14 protein-coding genes are annotated in these 16,693 nt (G+C 63.2%); 7 read left to right on the top strand and 7 right to left on the bottom strand.

The features are described 5' to 3' along the window. Positions 1-16 precede the first annotated feature (16 nt). Together htpX and C7I56_RS10025 are read left to right on the top strand one after the other, a co-directional pair. Positions 17-949, top strand: coding sequence for a zinc metalloprotease HtpX (gene htpX / locus C7I56_RS10030; RefSeq protein ID WP_106640461.1), 933 nt, complete (start codon positions 17-19; stop codon positions 947-949). Then, on the top strand, positions 946-2,286 hold the full coding sequence (locus C7I56_RS10025) for an RsmB/NOP family class I SAM-dependent RNA methyltransferase (protein WP_106640460.1): 1,341 nt from the start codon (positions 946-948) through the stop codon (positions 2,284-2,286). Before htpX ends, C7I56_RS10025 begins: the two co-directional genes overlap by 4 nt. Before the next feature lie 27 nt (positions 2,287-2,313). Here the strand turns inward: C7I56_RS10025 and C7I56_RS10020 are convergent, their stop codons facing one another. Further along, on the bottom strand, positions 2,314-3,165 hold the full coding sequence (locus tag C7I56_RS10020) for an aspartyl protease family protein (protein ID WP_158703095.1): 852 nt from the start codon (positions 3,163-3,165) through the stop codon (positions 2,314-2,316). Between the two features lie 62 nt (positions 3,166-3,227). Here C7I56_RS10020 and C7I56_RS10015 point away from each other — a divergent pair, with 62 nt between their 5' ends. Continuing rightward, on the top strand, positions 3,228-3,566 hold the full coding sequence (locus C7I56_RS10015) for a gamma-glutamylcyclotransferase family protein (RefSeq protein ID WP_106640702.1): 339 nt from the start codon (positions 3,228-3,230) through the stop codon (positions 3,564-3,566). Between the two features lies 1 nt (position 3,567). Here C7I56_RS10015 and C7I56_RS10010 read toward each other — a convergent pair whose 3' ends face one another. Both C7I56_RS10010 and C7I56_RS10005 read right to left on the bottom strand, forming a co-directional pair. Continuing rightward, the gene (locus tag C7I56_RS10010; RefSeq protein ID WP_158703094.1) at positions 3,568-4,491 is read right to left on the bottom strand and encodes a hypothetical protein; all 924 of its coding nucleotides are present in this window, start codon (positions 4,489-4,491) and stop codon (positions 3,568-3,570) included. A gap of 102 nt (positions 4,492-4,593) precedes the next feature. Beyond that, positions 4,594-5,040, bottom strand: a complete 447-nt coding sequence (locus tag C7I56_RS10005; RefSeq protein WP_158703093.1) for a GNAT family N-acetyltransferase — start codon at positions 5,038-5,040, stop codon at positions 4,594-4,596. 292 nt (positions 5,041-5,332) lie between these two features. Here C7I56_RS10005 and rpe point away from each other — a divergent pair, with 292 nt between their 5' ends. Beyond that, positions 5,333-5,992, top strand: a complete 660-nt coding sequence (gene rpe / locus C7I56_RS10000) for a ribulose-phosphate 3-epimerase (protein ID WP_106640456.1) — start codon at positions 5,333-5,335, stop codon at positions 5,990-5,992. Between the two features lie 25 nt (positions 5,993-6,017). After that, entirely contained in the window at positions 6,018-7,607 is a 1,590-nt protein-coding gene (gene purH, locus C7I56_RS09995; protein WP_106640455.1) for a bifunctional phosphoribosylaminoimidazolecarboxamide formyltransferase/IMP cyclohydrolase, read from the top strand. Between the two features lie 88 nt (positions 7,608-7,695). Here the strand turns inward: purH and C7I56_RS09990 are convergent, their stop codons facing one another. The 4 genes from C7I56_RS09990 to C7I56_RS09975 form a co-directional block, all read right to left on the bottom strand. Further along, entirely contained in the window at positions 7,696-9,270 is a 1,575-nt protein-coding gene (locus C7I56_RS09990; RefSeq protein ID WP_106640701.1) for a lipopolysaccharide biosynthesis protein, read from the bottom strand. Then, positions 9,267-12,044, bottom strand: a complete 2,778-nt coding sequence (gene polA, locus C7I56_RS09985; RefSeq protein ID WP_106640454.1) for a DNA polymerase I — start codon at positions 12,042-12,044, stop codon at positions 9,267-9,269. The genes C7I56_RS09990 and polA overlap by 4 nt, the downstream gene beginning before the upstream one ends. Positions 12,045-12,167: 123 nt before the next feature. After that, positions 12,168-13,766, bottom strand: a complete 1,599-nt coding sequence (gene nadB / locus C7I56_RS09980; protein ID WP_106640453.1) for an L-aspartate oxidase — start codon at positions 13,764-13,766, stop codon at positions 12,168-12,170. Positions 13,767-13,864: 98 nt separating this feature from the next. Further along, complete coding sequence (locus C7I56_RS09975) at positions 13,865-14,794, bottom strand: ABC transporter ATP-binding protein (RefSeq protein WP_106640452.1); 930 nt, start codon at positions 14,792-14,794, stop codon at positions 13,865-13,867. Between the two features lie 152 nt (positions 14,795-14,946). On the opposite strand from C7I56_RS09975, the gene C7I56_RS09970 reads away from it, so the two are divergent. Continuing rightward, the gene (locus C7I56_RS09970) at positions 14,947-15,150 is read left to right on the top strand and encodes a zinc-finger domain-containing protein (protein WP_106640451.1); all 204 of its coding nucleotides are present in this window, start codon (positions 14,947-14,949) and stop codon (positions 15,148-15,150) included. Positions 15,151-15,262: 112 nt separating this feature from the next. Beyond that, a complete protein-coding gene (gene tldD / locus C7I56_RS09965) occupies positions 15,263-16,690 on the top strand; it encodes a metalloprotease TldD (RefSeq protein ID WP_106640450.1) in 1,428 nt (475 codons plus the stop codon). The last annotated feature ends 3 nt before the right edge of the window (positions 16,691-16,693 follow it).

The following is a 16,693-nucleotide window of genomic DNA, read 5'->3' as shown; positions in this document are numbered from 1 at the left end:
AAGGCACTATGACAAGATGAACGGTTTCAAGACAGTCCTGCTACTCTCGGCACTGACGGCGTTGTTCATGGCTTTGGGCTACACGCTCGGCGGCTCGGGCGGCGCGCTGATGGCGCTCGGCTTCGCGGCGTTGATGAACCTCTTCACCTTCTGGAATGCCGACAAAATCGTGCTGAAGATGCACGACGCGCACGAGGTCGATGCCCGTAGCGCCCCCCAATTCCACGGCATCGTGACCGGCCTCGCCACCCGCGCCAGCCTCCCGATGCCGCGCGTCTATTTGATCGACTCGCCCCACCCCAATGCCTTCGCGACGGGCCGCAATCCGGACAATGCCGCCGTCGCCGCGACCACCGGCCTCCTCGCCATCCTCGACCGCGAAGAAGTCGCGGCCGTGATGGCGCACGAGCTTGCCCATGTGAAGAATCGCGACACGCTGATCATGACGATGACCGCGACCATCGCGGGCGCCATCTCCTTCCTCGCCAATTTCGGCCTATTCTTCCGTGGCGGCGGCGGCGACAATCGCGGCAGTGCGCTCGCCATGATCCTCGCGGTGATCGTCGCGCCCTTCGCCGCGATGATCGTGCAGATGGCGATTAGCCGCACGCGCGAATATTCGGCGGATAGGGGCGGCGCGGAAATCAGCGGCAACCCCCGCGCCCTCGCCTCCGCGCTGGCAAAGCTCGCCCAGGGCGCCGCCCGCGTTCCCAATCCGGTTACCGCCCGTAATCCCGCGGCCGCCGCCCTCTATATCGTGCCGGGCGCCCGCGACAGCCTGTTCTCGACGCACCCGGATACAGGGAACCGCATCGCCGCGCTCCACGCCATTGCGGACGAAATGGGCTTGTCCTCGCCCCCGCCTGTCGCCACAGCGGCGCGCATGACCGCAGTCCCAACCAGCCGCCGCAAGTCGAGCGCGCTCGATCCGCACGGTGAAAACCGCTGAACGCGAAGGAGCCTCAAGGCACGGCCTCGCGCCGCGCGGCCCTGCGCCTTATGGACGCGGTGCTTCGCAAGGGCCTGCCGCTGGAAGCCGCGCTCGACACCGCCGCGCGCGACTTGAAGCGCCCGGACGATCGCGCTTTCGCCCACGCTATGGTTGCCGAGGCGCTCCGCCGCCTCACCGATCTCGACGCGCTCATCGACAGCGCGACGAAAAAGCCGCTGCCCGACGATAGCAAGGCCCGCGCCGCGCTCCGCATCGCACTTGTCCAAGCCCTTGCGATGGACACGCCCCACCACGCCGCCATCTCGACCGTGCTCCCGCTCGTCGACGGCGGCCCCCGCCGCCTCGTCCACGGCGTATTCAGTACCTTGACGAAGAAGGGCGCCGCGCTTCCCGAACTGCCGAGCCTCCCCGGCAATGTCCGCCACCGCTGGCAGCAAGCCTGGGGCGGCCTTGTCGTCGAAGCCGCCTCTCGCGCCCTCGCCACGCCCCCGCCGCTCGATCTCATCTTCAAGGACGATGCCGCCCTCGATCGCCTCCAGTGTTCCTGCGAAAGCAGGAACCCAGCGGCGCCGAACGACGAAACTGGGCTCCTGCTTCCGCAGGAGCACGGGGAGGCACACCCCCTCTCCCTCATGCCCCGTCACCTCCGCTTGCCGAGGGACACCCATGTGCCCGGCCTCCCCGGCTATGTCGAAGGCGACTGGTGGGTGCAGGACATCTCCGCCTCCATGCCCGCCCGCCTGCTGGGCGAGGGCAAAGGCAAGACCGCCCTCGATCTTTGCGCCGCTCCGGGCGGGAAGACGATGCAGCTCGCCGCCGCCGGTTATGACGTGACGGCAGTCGACGCCTCCGAAAAGCGGCTCGAACGCCTCGCCGAAAACCTCGCCCGCACGAAACTCAACGCAAAAACCATCGCCGTCGACGTGATGAAATGGGAACCGAAGGAGAAGGTCGATGCCATCCTCCTGGACGCCCCCTGCTCGGCGACCGGCATCTTCCGCCGCCACCCCGACGTCCTCTACCGCGCCCGCCCCCGCATCATCGCCGCACTCGCCGAAGGCCAGAAAGCGATGCTCGACCGCACCGCAGGGTGGCTCGAACCCGGCGGAACCCTCGTCTATTCGGTCTGCTCGCTTGAGCCCGAAGAAGGCGAACAAGTTGTCGAAGCTTTCCTCGCCGATCACCTCGACTTCCAAATCCTCCCCATTCGCTCGGGAGAAATTGCAGAAGGAATGACGCCCTCATCCGAGGGGTATCTTCGCATCCTTCCCGGCATCCTAGCCGACCATGGTGGCGCCGACGGCTTTTTCATGGTCCGAATGCGCCGAAGCTAGACGCTGAGGCTGCGTCTCAGCGAACGACTACAGTTCGGATTTGGGATCGAAGACGTACCAGGCCCTTTTCTCTTTCAGGTCGAGCGTCACGTTGTGCCAGTAGACAAAACGTTCGTTCAGTACGCCATCATAGATGATGTCCTTGGGCGCCACGTCCGTCGGCCCTTCCTCGACGCCCTCGATCCTGATGTCGAGCGGGATGGTCTTGACATTTGCGACGGCCTCGCTGACGACATTGCCGGCGATGCCGAATTCTTCCAACGCGCCCGGGGAAACGCGCGTCCGCGCTTGATTGTTCGAATCGATCAGAAACCACAAATCCCCTTTCGGGCCCTGGACCTTTGCGAAGGTTGTGAGGCCCAAACCGCCCATCGCGCGCATGATGCGGATGGGAACGGGCGGCCTGTTTCCGACCCTTTTTTGAAGAGAGGCCTCGGTTTCGATGACAATCCGGTCCCCGCTCAAATCGATGGTCAGCTTTTGGTCCGCAAAGGCATCAAGCGATAATATACCGTCAATCTCCGGCGCTCCGGGCGGGCCCAAATTGTCGCCGGAGAGAAGGTCGATACGAGTCTTGTAGGCACCGATCCTGATCTCGCGTTGACCGCATTTCTTCGGATAACCCGGCGTACCTGCCATGTTGAACCCGGTCAGCCGCCCATAGGGATCGCAGCCGATCTTCTTGGCAAAAGCAGGCGTGACCAATGTCACCGCGCCGCCGGAATCGAAAAGCATTTTCGCGGGATGTCCGTCGATCATAACCTCGACCGTCTTCAGCCGCTGTATCCATGGGCTGAGCTTCGCTTCCACGGGAGATGGCAAGGCCTGTGCCGCCGGTGCTGAAACAAGGCTTGCGATTAACAGAGCGATCGATTTCAACGGCCTCTCCCTCATCATTTAACGTGCTACGTATGTGGCACCACTCTTCCGAAAGCAATATCATGCCTTCCATCCCTCTCTTCTCCTACGGCACGCTTCAGCAGGAGAACGTCCAGCTCGCTAACTTCGGTCGCGTTCTGGAGGGGCGGGCCGACGCCCTGGTTGGTTTTCGTCTCGATGCGGTTGCGGTCGACGATCCGGTGGTCATCGCGACGAGCGGGCTTGCAGTCCACCACATCGCCGTAGCCACGGGCGATCCAGCCGACCAAGTGCCAGGAACCGTCTTTCAGATTACGGCGGAGGAACTGGCCGCGTCGGACGCTTATGAAGTCGATGCTTACATCCGCATCAAAACCCCGCTCGCCTCCGGCGGTACCGCTTTCGTCTATGTAAAGGCGTAAATCATTCCCCTTGGGACGGTGAGGTTTTCAGGACGGCCTTGGTGATCCGGTTCAGCTGTTGCGCGCCGCGCATCGTGCCCGATCCGCTATAAAGAGATTTAAGGTAGGCAAGGTCGGACGCGCGGAGGCTGATCGGCGTTTCCCGCGCATCTTCGAACAGGGTGAGGATCGTGTCGACGACCATATCCTTCCCCGGCGGGATCGCGCCGCCGATCGCACGCATGGTTACATAATCCGCCAACTGGGTGGTGGATTTGCCGGTAACGGCGCCGCTTTCGATGACGACATAGGAATCGAGCATCGCCTGAAGCGTCGTTTCCTTGATGATCGAAGCGGACCGGATACGCATCGTGCCGCTGCCCCCGTCCGGGCGAGGCATGTTGGACGCGCTGCCTGCCGGCTCGTCGCCGCTGCTCACCCGGTCCTTGGATGCCCTGTCGAATACGCTCTGCCCCGATTTGGTGGCGGCAAATACGTGCCCATCTTCATTCTGAACCTGCGTCACCGTCCAGGCGCGGACCGGACCTTGATCGGCCATCAGGCGATCGACATCGGCGTTCAGCATGCCGGCAAAGAATTCCGGCTTCTGCCGCTTCAGTTCGGACATGAATTGCGGCGCATCATCCACCACGATGACGCGGAGATTCGCCCCGCATCCTTCCGGGGCAACGGGAATGCGCACATGGCTGGCGACCTTGCGGACCCGCGCAACCAAAGCCGCGGCATGTTCGTCCGGAAGTCCGATTACCGCCGGGCAGACAGGCTGGCGGAAACGGGGAAGCTGACCATCCACGGGGCGGGTTATCTCGGTCACATAACGCCGGGCACTGTCAGCCGTGAGGCGTTGGCCGGTCACTACGATATCATCCGATGCGGGGGGCGGCGTCTGAACGGCAAGCAGAGCGGATATGGCAGCGAAGAGCATCGGCATTTCCTTCATTAGACCCGGAACGATCCAGCTTTATCAGACGGTTATACGCTTTCGGGGTCTGCTGGAAAGCCATATCGAGCATCCCGTCGAACGGCGTTAAGTGTCGGCCTCAAGCTTCATTATAATCTCCACAATCCCATCTTCCTCTCGCCGTCGCCCGGCGAAGCGGAAACCCGCTTTCTCCAAGATGCGAAGCGAGGGCCGATTATGTGCCGCGACCGTCGCGAAAACCGGGCGCGTGGTAAATAGCGTCAGGAATTCGGCCACCGCCTTGGCGCCGATGCCCTGTCCCCAATGATCACGGCCGATCCAATAGGCGATTTCCCACCGGCCGCCCTGTTGAAAGGCGCAGATATAACCGGCGACTGCGCCGCCGATCTCTACCGTCCGCACCCATGATCCGGTATTGCTCAGGATCTTGGCCCAATGCGTATCAAATGCGTCCCGGTCGCGCGGTGCAAAGGCGGCAAGTTCTACTGCCACAGGATCGCATTGATGTTCGAAAAACATCTGCAAATCGTCCTCGCGAACGGTGCGCAGCATATCCTGTCCTTCCACGCCGTGATGGATGCCGGTCGGCCACAATCGGGCCGGAATGGTATTACAATCTTTCCTACACCGCTTGCCACGCTTTAAGATGGACACCGACCGACTTTCGGACGCTCTTTCTCATTGCAGCTTTTGGCCGGCGCGGGTTCGATCCCCGGATTATGAAACATTGCCAGAGCATCAACTTCATCAACTTCCGGCGTAAAGTTTCTACAGCTTTGTCCGCACTGCCCGCATAACAAGCCCGCCGGTTGCCCCCGGCGTCCCCGCCCGGTAAAGGCCAGCCATGCAGCAACCGGTCCGCATCTCGCCCTCCATCCTTTCCGCCGATTTTTCGAAATTGGGGGAAGAGGTCCGGGCGATTGATGCCGCGGGCGCGGACTGGATCCATATCGATGTGATGGACGGCCATTTCGTGCCGAACCTCACCATTGGCCCCGCCGTCGTGAAGGCCCTCCGCCCACACACGACCAAACCTTTCGACGTCCACCTGATGATTTCGCCCGTGGACTCGTTTCTGGAAGCCTTTGCGGAAGCGGGCGCCGACATCATCACCGTCCATCCCGAGGCTGGGCCGCACCTCCACCGCACGATCCAGGCAATCAAGGCTTTGGGCAAGAAGGCCGGCGTCTCGCTCAATCCCGCCACGCCCGCCAAGATGCTCGATTATGTGCTGGAAGAGGTCGATCTCATCCTCGTCATGAGCGTCAATCCGGGTTTTGGCGGGCAGAGCTTCATCGAAAGCCAGCTCCGCAAGGTCGAGGCGATCCGCAAGCAGATCGACAAGATCGGCAGGCCCATCGACCTGGAAGTCGACGGCGGCGTCGATCAGGGCAATTGCCGCCGCATCGTCGACGCGGGCGCCGATGCGCTCGTCGCGGGCACCGCCACCTTCAAGGGCGGGCCAGACAGATACGCAGAGAATATCAGAAACCTGCGCGGCTAAAGGCCGCCCACACACGAGGACACACATGGATCAGGTCAAGGTCAGGCGCGCCCTTCTTTCGGTTTCGGACAAGACGGGGCTCGTCGAGCTTGGCCGGGTGCTGGCCGCACAAGGCGTCGACCTCGTCTCCACCGGCGGCACCGCAAAAGCATTGCGGGATGCGGGTCTCGATGTTCGCGACATTTCGGACCTCACCGGCTTTCCGGAAATGATGGACGGCCGGGTGAAGACGCTCCACCCGAAAGTCCATGGCGGCCTCCTCGCTGTCCGCGACAATCCCGAACATGTCACCGCGATGGAAGAGCACGGGATCGGCACCATCGACCTAGTCGTCGTCAATCTCTACCCCTTTGCGCAGACCGTCGCGAAGGGCGCGGAGCGGGACGAGATTATCGAGAATATCGACATTGGCGGCCCGTCCATGGTCCGCTCGGCCGCGAAGAACCACGCCCATGTCGCGATCGTCACCGATCCGTCCGATTATGCCGAATTGATCGGCGAGCTGGAGGGCAATGGCGGCGCGACCTCGCTCGCCTTCCGCAAGCGTCTCGCCGCCAAGGCATATGCCGCCACCTCCGCTTACGATTCCGCCATCGCCGGATGGTTCGCCCATGTCGATCAGGGCGAACGTTTCCCCGACCGCGTCGCCGTCCCGATGGTGAAGCAGTCCGAGCTTCGCTACGGCGAAAATCCGCACCAGATCGCGGCGCTTTATACGCAAGCGGACGGCGGAGTGAACGGCATCGCCCAGGCCCGGCAGCTGCAGGGCAAGGAGCTCTCCTACAACAATTACAACGATGCCGACGCGGCCCTCGAACTGGTCAGCGAGTTTCGCGATGGCCCACCCACCGTGGTGATCGTTAAGCACGCCAACCCTTGCGGTGTCGCCTCCGCCAACACGCTGATCGATGCCTATCAAGCCGCCTTCGCCTGCGACACGGTGTCGGCTTTCGGCGGCATCATCGCGGTCAATCGCCCGCTCGATGGACCCACCGCCGAGGCGATTTCAGGCATCTTCACCGAAGTCGTCGTCGCCCCCGATGCGGATGAGGCGGCGCGCGCCGTCTTTGCCCGCAAGAAGAATTTGCGGCTGCTCCTCACTGGCGACCTGCCCGATCCCGCACGGCGCGGACGGGTGATGAAGTCAATCGCGGGTGGCTTCCTCATCCAGTCGCGCGATAACGGCATGATCACTAGCGACGATCTGAAGGTCGTCACCGAACGCGTGCCGTCGGAACAGGAATTGGCCGATTGCCTCTTCGCCTGGACGGTGGCGAAGCATGTGAAGTCGAACGCCATCGTTTATGCCAAGGGCGGCGCGACGGCGGGCATCGGCGCGGGTCAGATGAACCGCCTCGAATCCGCGCGCATCGCCGCCTGGAAGGCGAAGGATGCGGCAGAGAAAGCGGGCTGGGCCGAGCCGCGCACGCACGGATCGGCAGTGGCGTCGGACGCCTTCTTCCCCTTTGCCGACGGCCTGATGGCGGCAGTCGAAGCGGGCGCGACGGCGGTGATCCAGCCGGGCGGCTCGATCCGCGACGATGAAGTGATCGCGGCGGCGAACAAGGCGGGCCTCGCCATGGTCTTCACCGGAATGCGTCACTTCCGCCACTGACCGCCCAGCTCTGCCAACCCCGCTAGGGCTGAGCCTGTCGAAGCCCGTGTGAACGCCGCGGTGCCCACGCCCTTCGACAAGCTCAGGGCTAACGTGGGGAAGAAAAGCCCGGTGGCGGGAGGGTCGGCTCCTTGGGCTTCTTCATCCGGAATAGTACCCGGTCTTCATGCGTAAAGCCCCACCTCCACACGATCACGCCGAAGGTCAGGAGGATGAGGGGAATGCCCAGAATGAGCTCGCCCCATTCGGGAATGCGCACCACGGCCTGACCCACGATCGCCGCCGCAAGTGCGGCCCAGACCAGCGCCCATCGCCAAGCCTGGACGGACGTGCCCAGCAAACGCCCAAGCAGGCGGGACTTGAGGATCGATGAGAGGCCGACTGCCGCCATCAACGCAATCGCAACGCCGGCCGCGATGAAGGTCGATTCCGAATCCGGGATCGCGTTGCCCACGCCGTCCTTCATATAGGCCGGGAAATAAGGCCGAACCTCACGCAGGAGCAGGATGAGCGCCACCGACAGGCCCGCCTGGACCGACAGCATCGCGACCGAAATCATCAGGTTTCGGTGCCGGGCGATATAGACGAGCGCGGCTTCGGAAACCACGGCCGTGGCGGCAATCGCTTCGGCAAATAGCAGGAAAGCAAGCGCCCCGGTGCCGCCGATAAAGCCTGGTCCGACCAGCCCCATCACCGCTTGCCCCGGTATGGCGAGGGCAAGGGCGATGCCGGTCTGCGCTGCGATGATCCAGAAGCCCACTTGCCGCACCTGCCGCGCGACGGCGGCCTTGTCGCCTTCGGCAAGCTTCTCCGTAATGACGGGGCCGAGGATGGGATCGAAGCTGGTTTTGAGCTTCTGCGGCAACGACGCGACTTGCTGCGCGACATAGTAAATGCCGACAATCGCCGGCGAGAAGAACAGGCCGAGGATCGCAATGTCGATGCGGCGCGAGGCCCATTCGATGGCATCGGCGCCTGCGAGCGGCGTGTTGCGCCGGGCGAGATTCCAGAGGACGCCGGGATTGGGCCGCCACCCGCGCGGCAGGCCGTAGCTCTTGTAGAGCGGCCAGAGCGAGGCGAGGAGGGCAGCCACCATCGACAGCACGTAAGCGATGATCAGGCCATCGCGGCTCGACAGATAGGAAAGGACGAAGGCCGCGATACTGATCGTCCAAGGCTCGACGATCGCGCGCGCCGTAACCGTCGCTTTCACATTGTGCCGATAGGCGAGCGCCGCGAGCGACACGTCCGACCCTGCAATGGCGAAGACGATCAGCGGCAACAGCCATTCAAAGCCGTGGATCGCGCTATTCGGGAACATCGCCTGAGGGAAAATCGCCAGAACGAGCGTGGCGATACCCGATGCGATGAACGCAACGAGTAGGGCGTCGGCGACCACGCACACATGCGGCTTGTCCGTGCTACTAAGCTGCTGCGCGAGGCCACGCTTCAGCCCCAATGTCGCAAGCTGGGCGGCAAATTCGACGATCAAAATCGCATAGGCGAAACGGCCGAGCATCTCGGGCCCGTAAATCCGGCCCGCGATGAACAGGAAGGGCAGGCGCGCGGCCAACCGCAGCAGAAAGCCGAAGAAGTTCGTCCGTCCCCCGCGGGCGAGGGCGGCAATATCTTCATCAGCTTCCACCGGACGTGCGGCCGTCAATGCGCGGCGCCCCAATTGGGGCCGGTTCCGATTTCGACGCCCAGGGGCACGGAGAGCGTGACCGCCGGCCCTGCGGCGCCTTCCATGACACTGCGGATCACGCTGCTCGCTTTTTCCACATCCCCCTCCGGCACTTCGAAGACCAGTTCGTCATGAACCTGCATCAGCATGCGGACCTTGCCTAGCCCTTCCGCTTCCAGCGCCGGGCACATGCGGGCCATGGCGCGCTTGATGATGTCGGCGCTGGTCCCCTGGATCGGCGCATTGATCGCCGCGCGTTCGGCGCCCTGGCGCTCGTGCTGCGTCTTGCTTTTGATGCTCGGAAAGTGCGTCTTCCGGCCGAACAAAGTGGTCGTGTAGCCAAGCTCGCGCACCTTGTTGAGCGTGTCCGCGATATAATTGGAAATGCCCGGGAAACGCTCGAAATAGCGGTCGATCATCGCCTGCGCTTCTTCGGCCGTGATGCCCAGCCGTCCGGCGAGGCCCCAGCGCGAGATGCCGTAGAGGATCGCAAAGTTGATCGTCTTGGCGCTGGCGCGGGTGTCGCGATTCACTTCGCCGAACAATTCCTGCGCGGTGATGTTGTGAATGTCCGCCCCTTCCGCGAACGCCCGCTTCAACTCCGGTACGTCGGCCATATGTGCGGCGAGGCGCAACTCGATCTGGCTATAGTCGGCGGCGAGGATGACGTGGCCCGCTTCCGCGATGAACATGTCCCGGATCCGGCGGCCGACTTCGGTGCGGATCGGAATATTCTGAAGGTTCGGGTCGGTCGAGGACAGACGCCCGGTCTGCGCGCCGGACAGGCTATAGCTCGTATGGACGCGACCCGTGTCCGGATTGATCTGCTGGACGAGCGCGTCGGTATAGGTGGCCTTCAGCTTCGAAAGCTGCCGCCATTCGAGAATCATATTGGCGATCGGCACGCCGTCCTTGGCAAGGCGTTCCAGCTCATTGACGTCGGTCGACCAGGTGCCGGACTTGCCCTTGCGCCCGCCCTGCAACTGCATCTTGTCGAACAAGATCTCGCCCAATTGTTTGGGACTGCCGATGGTGAACTTGCACCCGGCTTCGGCGCAGATGCGGTCCTCCAGCGCCGCGATCTGCGCGGCGAATTCGGTGGAGAGTGCCTGGAGCCCCTCGCGGTCCACCTTCACCCCTTCGCGCTCCATGCGGGCGACAACGGCGACGAGGGGACGGTCCACCATCTGGTAGACACGCGTCACCTGCTCCGGCGCCAGACGCGCGTGGAAGCGGGTCCACAGGCGAAGGGTGACGTCAGCATCCTCCGCCGCATATTCCGTCGCGCGATCGATCGGCACTTCGTGAAAGCCGATCTGGCTTTTGCCCGTGCCGCACAGTTCCTTATAGGTCAGGCACTGATGATCGAGATGCTTCTTCGCCAGATCGTCCATCGCATGACTGTTGAGCCCGCCCGCATCGAGGTTGAAGCTCATGACGAGCGTGTCGTCCAAGGGCGCGACCTTGATGCCACGCCGGTCGAGCACCACCCAGTCGAATTTGAAATTATGACCGATCTTGAGCGTCGCCGGATCTTCGAGCAGCGGCTTCAGCTTTTGGAGAACGAGCGCGGCGGGAAGCTGATGCGGCCGATCGTTCAGCAGATCGTGGCCGCCATGCTCGAGCGGGATATAGCAGGCCTTGCCACATTCCGTCGCAAGGCTGATGCCGACCAGAGTGGCGCTGACGCAATCACGGCTATCGGTTTCGGTATCGAGCGCGACCTTCCCTTCAGCAAAGGCCGCTGCGATCCAGCGGTCGAGTGCGGCCTCGTCAGTAACTGCTTCGTAGGTCGAGCGGTCGATCACGGGCTCCGGACGCACTTCCGCCTGCTTCGGCATGGCGGTGGGCGAAGTGGAATCATTGGACGTCGCCCGGTTGCTGCTCCCGCCGTCCAATTTGGCGAGCAGCGACTTGAAGCCGTGATATTCCAGGAATTCACGCAGCGGCGCATCCGGAATGCCCTTCATGGCCAGGTCTTCCAGCGGCTCCGGCAACGGAGAATCGCAAACGAGACGCACCAGTTCGCGGGACAGGCGCGCGGCGTCCGCATGCTCGATCAAATTCTGTTTGAGCTTCGGCTTCTTGATCGCCTCGACATTGGCGAGGACGTTTTCGACCGTGCCGTAATCCTGGATCAGCTGCGAAGCCGTCTTCGGTCCAACCCCCGGAACGCCCGGCACATTGTCGACGCTGTCGCCCATCAGCGCCAGCACTTCGCCCAATTGCTCAGGCGGCACGCCGAATTTCTCGATCACATAATCCGGCCCGATCCGCCGATCGTTCATTGTGTCGAGCATGTCGAGGCCGGGCTCGATCAATTGCATCAGATCCTTGTCGGAACTGACGATGGTGACGCTCCAGCCCTCCCTCAAAGCCGCCTTGGAATAGCAAGCGATGATATCGTCCGCTTCCAGCCCCACTTCCTCGATGCAAGGGAGCGAGAAGGCGCGCGTCGCGTCGCGGATCAGCGGGAATTGCGGGACCAGTTCGGGCGGCGGCGGCGGGCGGTGCGCCTTATACTGATCGTACATGTCGTTGCGGAACGTCTTGGACGAAGCATCGAAAATGACGGCGAGGTGTGTCGGCCCGTCCGCCTTGTGGAGGCTCTCGGCGAGCTTCCACAGCATGGTCGTATAACCATAGACCGCGCCGACATTCAGCCCGTGCCGGTTGGTGAGCGGCGGCAGGCGGTGAAAGGCACGGAAGATGTAGCTGGAACCGTCGACCAGATAGAGATGCGGGGAAGCCATTCGGCCTGCTTAGCGCAATGCAGGGGCGGCGCAAACTGGTGAGCGCGCTTCAATGTGCTCCGGCGAAGGCCGGAGCCCAGCGGCGCAGATCGAGCTGCTGGACCCCGGCCTTCGCTGGGGAACTTATTTCGTGGAAAAAGGCGTCAGCACCGTATCGAGCGCCTCGGGCAGCATATCCGGATAATCGAGCGTGTAGTGGAGCCCCCGGCTTTCCTTGCGGGCGAGCGCGCAGCGGACGATGAGGCCTGCCACTTCGACCAGATTGCGAAGCTCGATGAGATCGCTCGTCACGCGGAAATGGCCGTAATAATCCGCCGTTTCCTGGCGCAGCAATGCGACGCGGTGGGCGGCGCGCTCCAGCCGTTTCGTGGTGCGGACGATGCCGACATAATCCCACATGAAGCGCCGGATTTCCTTCCAATTGTGATGGACGACCACTTCTTCATCGGAATCGGTGACGCGGCTTTCGTCCCATGGGCGGATGGCTGGCGGTGGCGGAAGATCGCTCCAGTTGCGATTGATATGCGCCGCCGCCGCCGTGCCGAAGACGAGACATTCCAGCACCGAATTGGACGCCAGGCGATTGGCGCCATGCAGCCCCGATTGCGTCACTTCGCCTGCGGCATAGAGGCCGGTGAGGTCGGTCCGCCCATCCAGGTCCACCACCACGCCGCCGCACGTATAATGGGCCGCGGGCACGACCGGGATCGGTTCCTTCGTGATGTCGATACCGAGTTCCAGCAGCCGCGCATATATGGTCGGGAAATGCCCCTTCACGAATCCCGGATCGCGGTGGCTGATGTCGAGATGGACATAATCGAGGCCCAAGCGCTTCAGCTCATGATCGATCGCGCGCGCCACCACGTCACGCGGCGCGAGTTCGGCGCGGGGATCGAAATCCGGCATGAAAAGGTGGTTGGTCCCGGGGATTTTGAGCTGCCCGCCCTCACCGCGCATCGCCTCGGTAATCAGGAAATTCTTGACGTCATGATGGTAGAGGCAGGTTGGATGGAATTGGTTGAATTCCATGTTCGACACCCGGCAGCCCGCACGCCAGGCCATGGCGATGCCGTCGCCCGTCGAGCCTTTGGGGTTGGTCGAATAGAGCCAGGCCCGGCTCGCCCCCCCGGTCGCCAGCACCGTCGCCCGCGCCGCATAGGTGCACACGCGCTCCGTTTTCCGGTCCAGCCCATAGACACCCCAGACATGGCCGTCCGCGCCGTCCTTCACTGTGTGACGCGCAGTGATGAGGTCGATCGCGGCGACATCGGGAATGAGCGTGATGTTGGGATGATCGGCCGCAGCCTTTTCCAGCGCCTGCTGCACCGCCCATCCAGTTGCATCGTTCACATGGACGATACGGCGATGACTGTGCCCGCCCTCGCGCGTCAGGTGCCAGCGGTCGCTCTCGCCCGGATTGAAGGGTACACCCAATGCCGCCAGCCGCTCGATCGCGGCAGGGGCGTTGCCGACGACGAACTCGACCGCCTTGCGGTCGTTGAGCCCCGCGCCCGCGATCATTGTATCTTCGACATGGCTTTCGAACGTATCGCCCGGCTCCAGCACCGCCGCGATCCCGCCCTGCGCCCAGGCGGTCGAACCCGCCGAAATCTCGCCCTTCGCAAGCACGCCGACCTTCAGGTTCGGGGCCAGGTTCAGCGCCGCCGAAAGCCCCGCCGCGCCCGAGCCGATGACGAGGACGTCGAAGGTCTGCTCAGCCATTGGAGGTTAGCAATCCAGTGCTCCTGCGAAAGCAGGAGCCCAGTTTCGCGGAACTGGGCCGCTGGGCTCCTGCTTTCGCAGGAGCACAAATGGGAGTCTCACGCATTCGCATTGGCGGCCCGGGTGAGGTTCAGGAACACATCCTCCAGATCCGCTTCCTTGGTCGACACATCGACAATGCCGAGACCGCGTTGCTGAAGTGCAGCAAGTACCTCGCCCGCATTCACCCGGTCCTTGCGGTAGGTGATGGCCAGGGTGCGCTCGCCCTTCAGTTCGATCTTGTCGAAACATGGTGCATCGGGCGCCTCGGCGACATCCTTGTCGACCGTGACTTCCACCACCTTTTCCTGTGCCATGCCGACAAGCGCGCGGGTCGGCTCATTGGCGATCAGGCGGCCATGATTGATGATCGCGATCCGGTCGCAGAGCTCCTCCGCTTCCTCAAGATAATGGGTGGTGAGCACCACGGTCACACCCTGCGCGTGAAGCGTGCGCACATAATCCCAAAGCTGCTGGCGAAGCTCGATATCGACGCCCGCCGTAGGCTCGTCGAGAACGAGAATGGGCGGCGCGTGCACCATCGCCTTAGCGACGAGCAGGCGGCGCTTCATCCCGCCGGAAAGCGTGCGGGAATAAGCGTTCGCCTTGTCCTCCAAATGGACAGCCTTCAGCAATTCCATCGATCGCCGCGCGGCTTTCGGCACGCCGTAGAGGCCAGCCTGCAATTCCAGAGTTTCGATTGGCGTGAAGAAGGGGTCGAAGAGGATTTCCTGCGGCACGATGCCGATCGACGCCTTGGCATTGCGCGGATGCTTGTCGATGTCGAAGCCCCAGATCGACACCTCGCCCACGCTCTTGTTCACAAGACCAGCGAGGATGTTGATCAGCGTCGACTTGCCCGCGCCGTTCGGCCCGAGAAGCCCGAAAATTTGCCCGCGCGGCACGTCGAGCGTCACCCCGTCGAGAGCGCGCTTCCCGCCCTTATAGGTTTTCTGAAGATCGCGGATCGAGATGGCGGCGTCGGACATGGCAGGCCTTTAGCGTCTCAATTTACTCTCCGTCACCCTGAACTTGTTTCAGGGTCCATGTCGAGGACAGTCTTTCTGCCCGCCAAATGGATGCTGAAACAAGTTCAGCATGACATTGTGTGTCAAAAGCACCCCTGCTAATGGCGCCATCCATGGCCACCGATCCGTTCACGCCCGAAACCGTCTTCGTCGACTCGCCCCGCGTCGCCTGCGACGGCGCGACCGACATTTCGCCCGCGCTCGGACACCCGCGCGTCTATCTGCAGATAGACGAAAAGGGCTTCGTCGACTGCGGCTATTGCGACAAGCGCTTCATCCTGAAGGGCGGCGCGGCGGATACCAGCACCACCGCCTGATCGTCATTGCGAGCGTAGCGAAGCAATCCATCGGCGCCGCTGGATTGCCGCGTCGCTGCGCTCCTCGCAATGACGGGTTAGCAGGATTGGGGAAACATCCTATATCGGCGGAATGATCAGCACCGCCGACCCCCGCCGCTTCCTCTACCGCAACGATCTCGATCCCGATGTGGCGTTGCGCCTCACCGCCGACGCGCTCCGCGCCTGCGACGATGGCGAGCTATACCTTCAATATATCGCGTCGGAGAGCTTCGGCTTCGACGATGGGCGGCTGAAGACGGCGGATTTCAATACGCAGGCGGGCTTTGGCCTTCGCGGCGTATCGGGCGAAACCACCGCTTTCGCGCACGCCAACGAACTCTCGCGGCACGCCATCACTCGCGCGGCGGAAACCATGGCGGTGCTCGATCCCGCCAAGGGTCAGCGCCCCGCCCCGCCGCGCCGCACCAATAGCAGCCTCTACACCGAGGCCGATCCCTTAGGCCTCGTCCCCTTCGCGAAGAAAGTCGCGCTCTGCCAGGAAGTCGATGCCGCCGCCCGCGCCCGCGATGCGCGCGTCAAGCAAGTGTCGGTCAGCCTCGCCGGATCGTGGAGCGTCATTGAAATCGTGCGCCCCGACGGCTTCGTCGCGCACGACGTGCGCCCGCTCGTCCGCCTCAACGTCCAGATCATCGTCGAACAGAATGGGCGGCGGGAAAGCGGCTATCATGGCATGGGCGGCCGCTACCTCTATGACAGCCTGTTCGAGCCCGAAACCTGGAACAAGGCCATCGACATCGCGCTCGCCCAGGCGCTGGTGAACCTCGATTCCATCGCCGCGCCCGCAGGCGAAATGACGGTGGTGCTTGGCCCGGGCTGGCCGGGCGTCCTGCTACACGAAGCGATCGGCCACGGCCTTGAGGGCGATTTCAACCGCAAGGGCACCTCGGCTTTCTCCGGCCGCATCGGCGAGCGGGTGGCGGCGCCCGGCGTCACCGTGGTCGACGACGGCTCGATCGGCGCGCGGCGCGGCTCCCTCACCATCGACGATGAAGGCACGCCCACCCAGTGCAATACGCTGATCGAGGACGGCATCCTCAAGGGCTATATCCATGATCGCCTCAATGCCCGCCTGATGGGCGTCGCGCCGACCGGCAATGGCCGCCGCGAGAATTTCGCTTATGCCCCGATGCCGCGCATGACCAACACCTTCATGCTCGGCGGCAAAGACGACCCCGGCGAAATCCTCTCCCGCGCGAAGAACGGCATTTACGCCAAAAGCTTCGGCGGCGGCGAGGTGGACATCACCAGCGGCAAGTTCGTCTTCTCCTGCACCGAAGCCTACAGAATCGAGAACGGCAGGATCGGCGCTCCGATCAAGGGCGCGACCCTGATCGGCGATGGGCCCACCGTCCTCACCAAGGTCGCGGCGATCGGCAACGACATGGCGCTCGACGAGGGCATTGGCGTCTGCGGCAAGGGCGGCCAGTCGGTCCCCGCAGGGGTCGGCCAGCCGACCCTGCTGATCGAAGGCCTCACCGTCGGCGGAACGGCAGCCTGATCG

The organism is Allosphingosinicella vermicomposti, assembly GCF_003012815.1.
Lineage (GTDB): Bacteria > Pseudomonadota > Alphaproteobacteria > Sphingomonadales > Sphingomonadaceae > Allosphingosinicella > Allosphingosinicella vermicomposti.
Note: the sequence above shows the minus strand (reverse complement) of the source record. Positions and strands in the feature narration are given on the sequence as shown.

Coding starts and splice junctions, on each gene's coding strand:
- htpX (WP_106640461.1), top strand. CDS start 17: ATGAACGGTTTCAAGACAGTCCTGCTACTCTCGGCACTGACGGCGTTG.
- C7I56_RS10015 (WP_106640702.1), top strand. CDS start 3,228: ATGCCTTCCATCCCTCTCTTCTCCTACGGCACGCTTCAGCAGGAGAAC.
- C7I56_RS10010 (WP_158703094.1), bottom strand. CDS start 4,491: ATGCTCTTCGCTGCCATATCCGCTCTGCTTGCCGTTCAGACGCCGCCC.
- C7I56_RS10005 (WP_158703093.1), bottom strand. CDS start 5,040: ATGCTGCGCACCGTTCGCGAGGACGATTTGCAGATGTTTTTCGAACAT.
- rpe (WP_106640456.1), top strand. CDS start 5,333: ATGCAGCAACCGGTCCGCATCTCGCCCTCCATCCTTTCCGCCGATTTT.
- purH (WP_106640455.1), top strand. CDS start 6,018: ATGGATCAGGTCAAGGTCAGGCGCGCCCTTCTTTCGGTTTCGGACAAG.
- polA (WP_106640454.1), bottom strand. CDS start 12,044: ATGGCTTCCCCGCATCTCTATCTGGTCGACGGTTCCAGCTACATCTTC.
- nadB (WP_106640453.1), bottom strand. CDS start 13,766: ATGGCTGAGCAGACCTTCGACGTCCTCGTCATCGGCTCGGGCGCGGCG.
- C7I56_RS09975 (WP_106640452.1), bottom strand. CDS start 14,794: ATGTCCGACGCCGCCATCTCGATCCGCGATCTTCAGAAAACCTATAAG.
- C7I56_RS09970 (WP_106640451.1), top strand. CDS start 14,947: ATGGCCACCGATCCGTTCACGCCCGAAACCGTCTTCGTCGACTCGCCC.
- tldD (WP_106640450.1), top strand. CDS start 15,263: ATGATCAGCACCGCCGACCCCCGCCGCTTCCTCTACCGCAACGATCTC.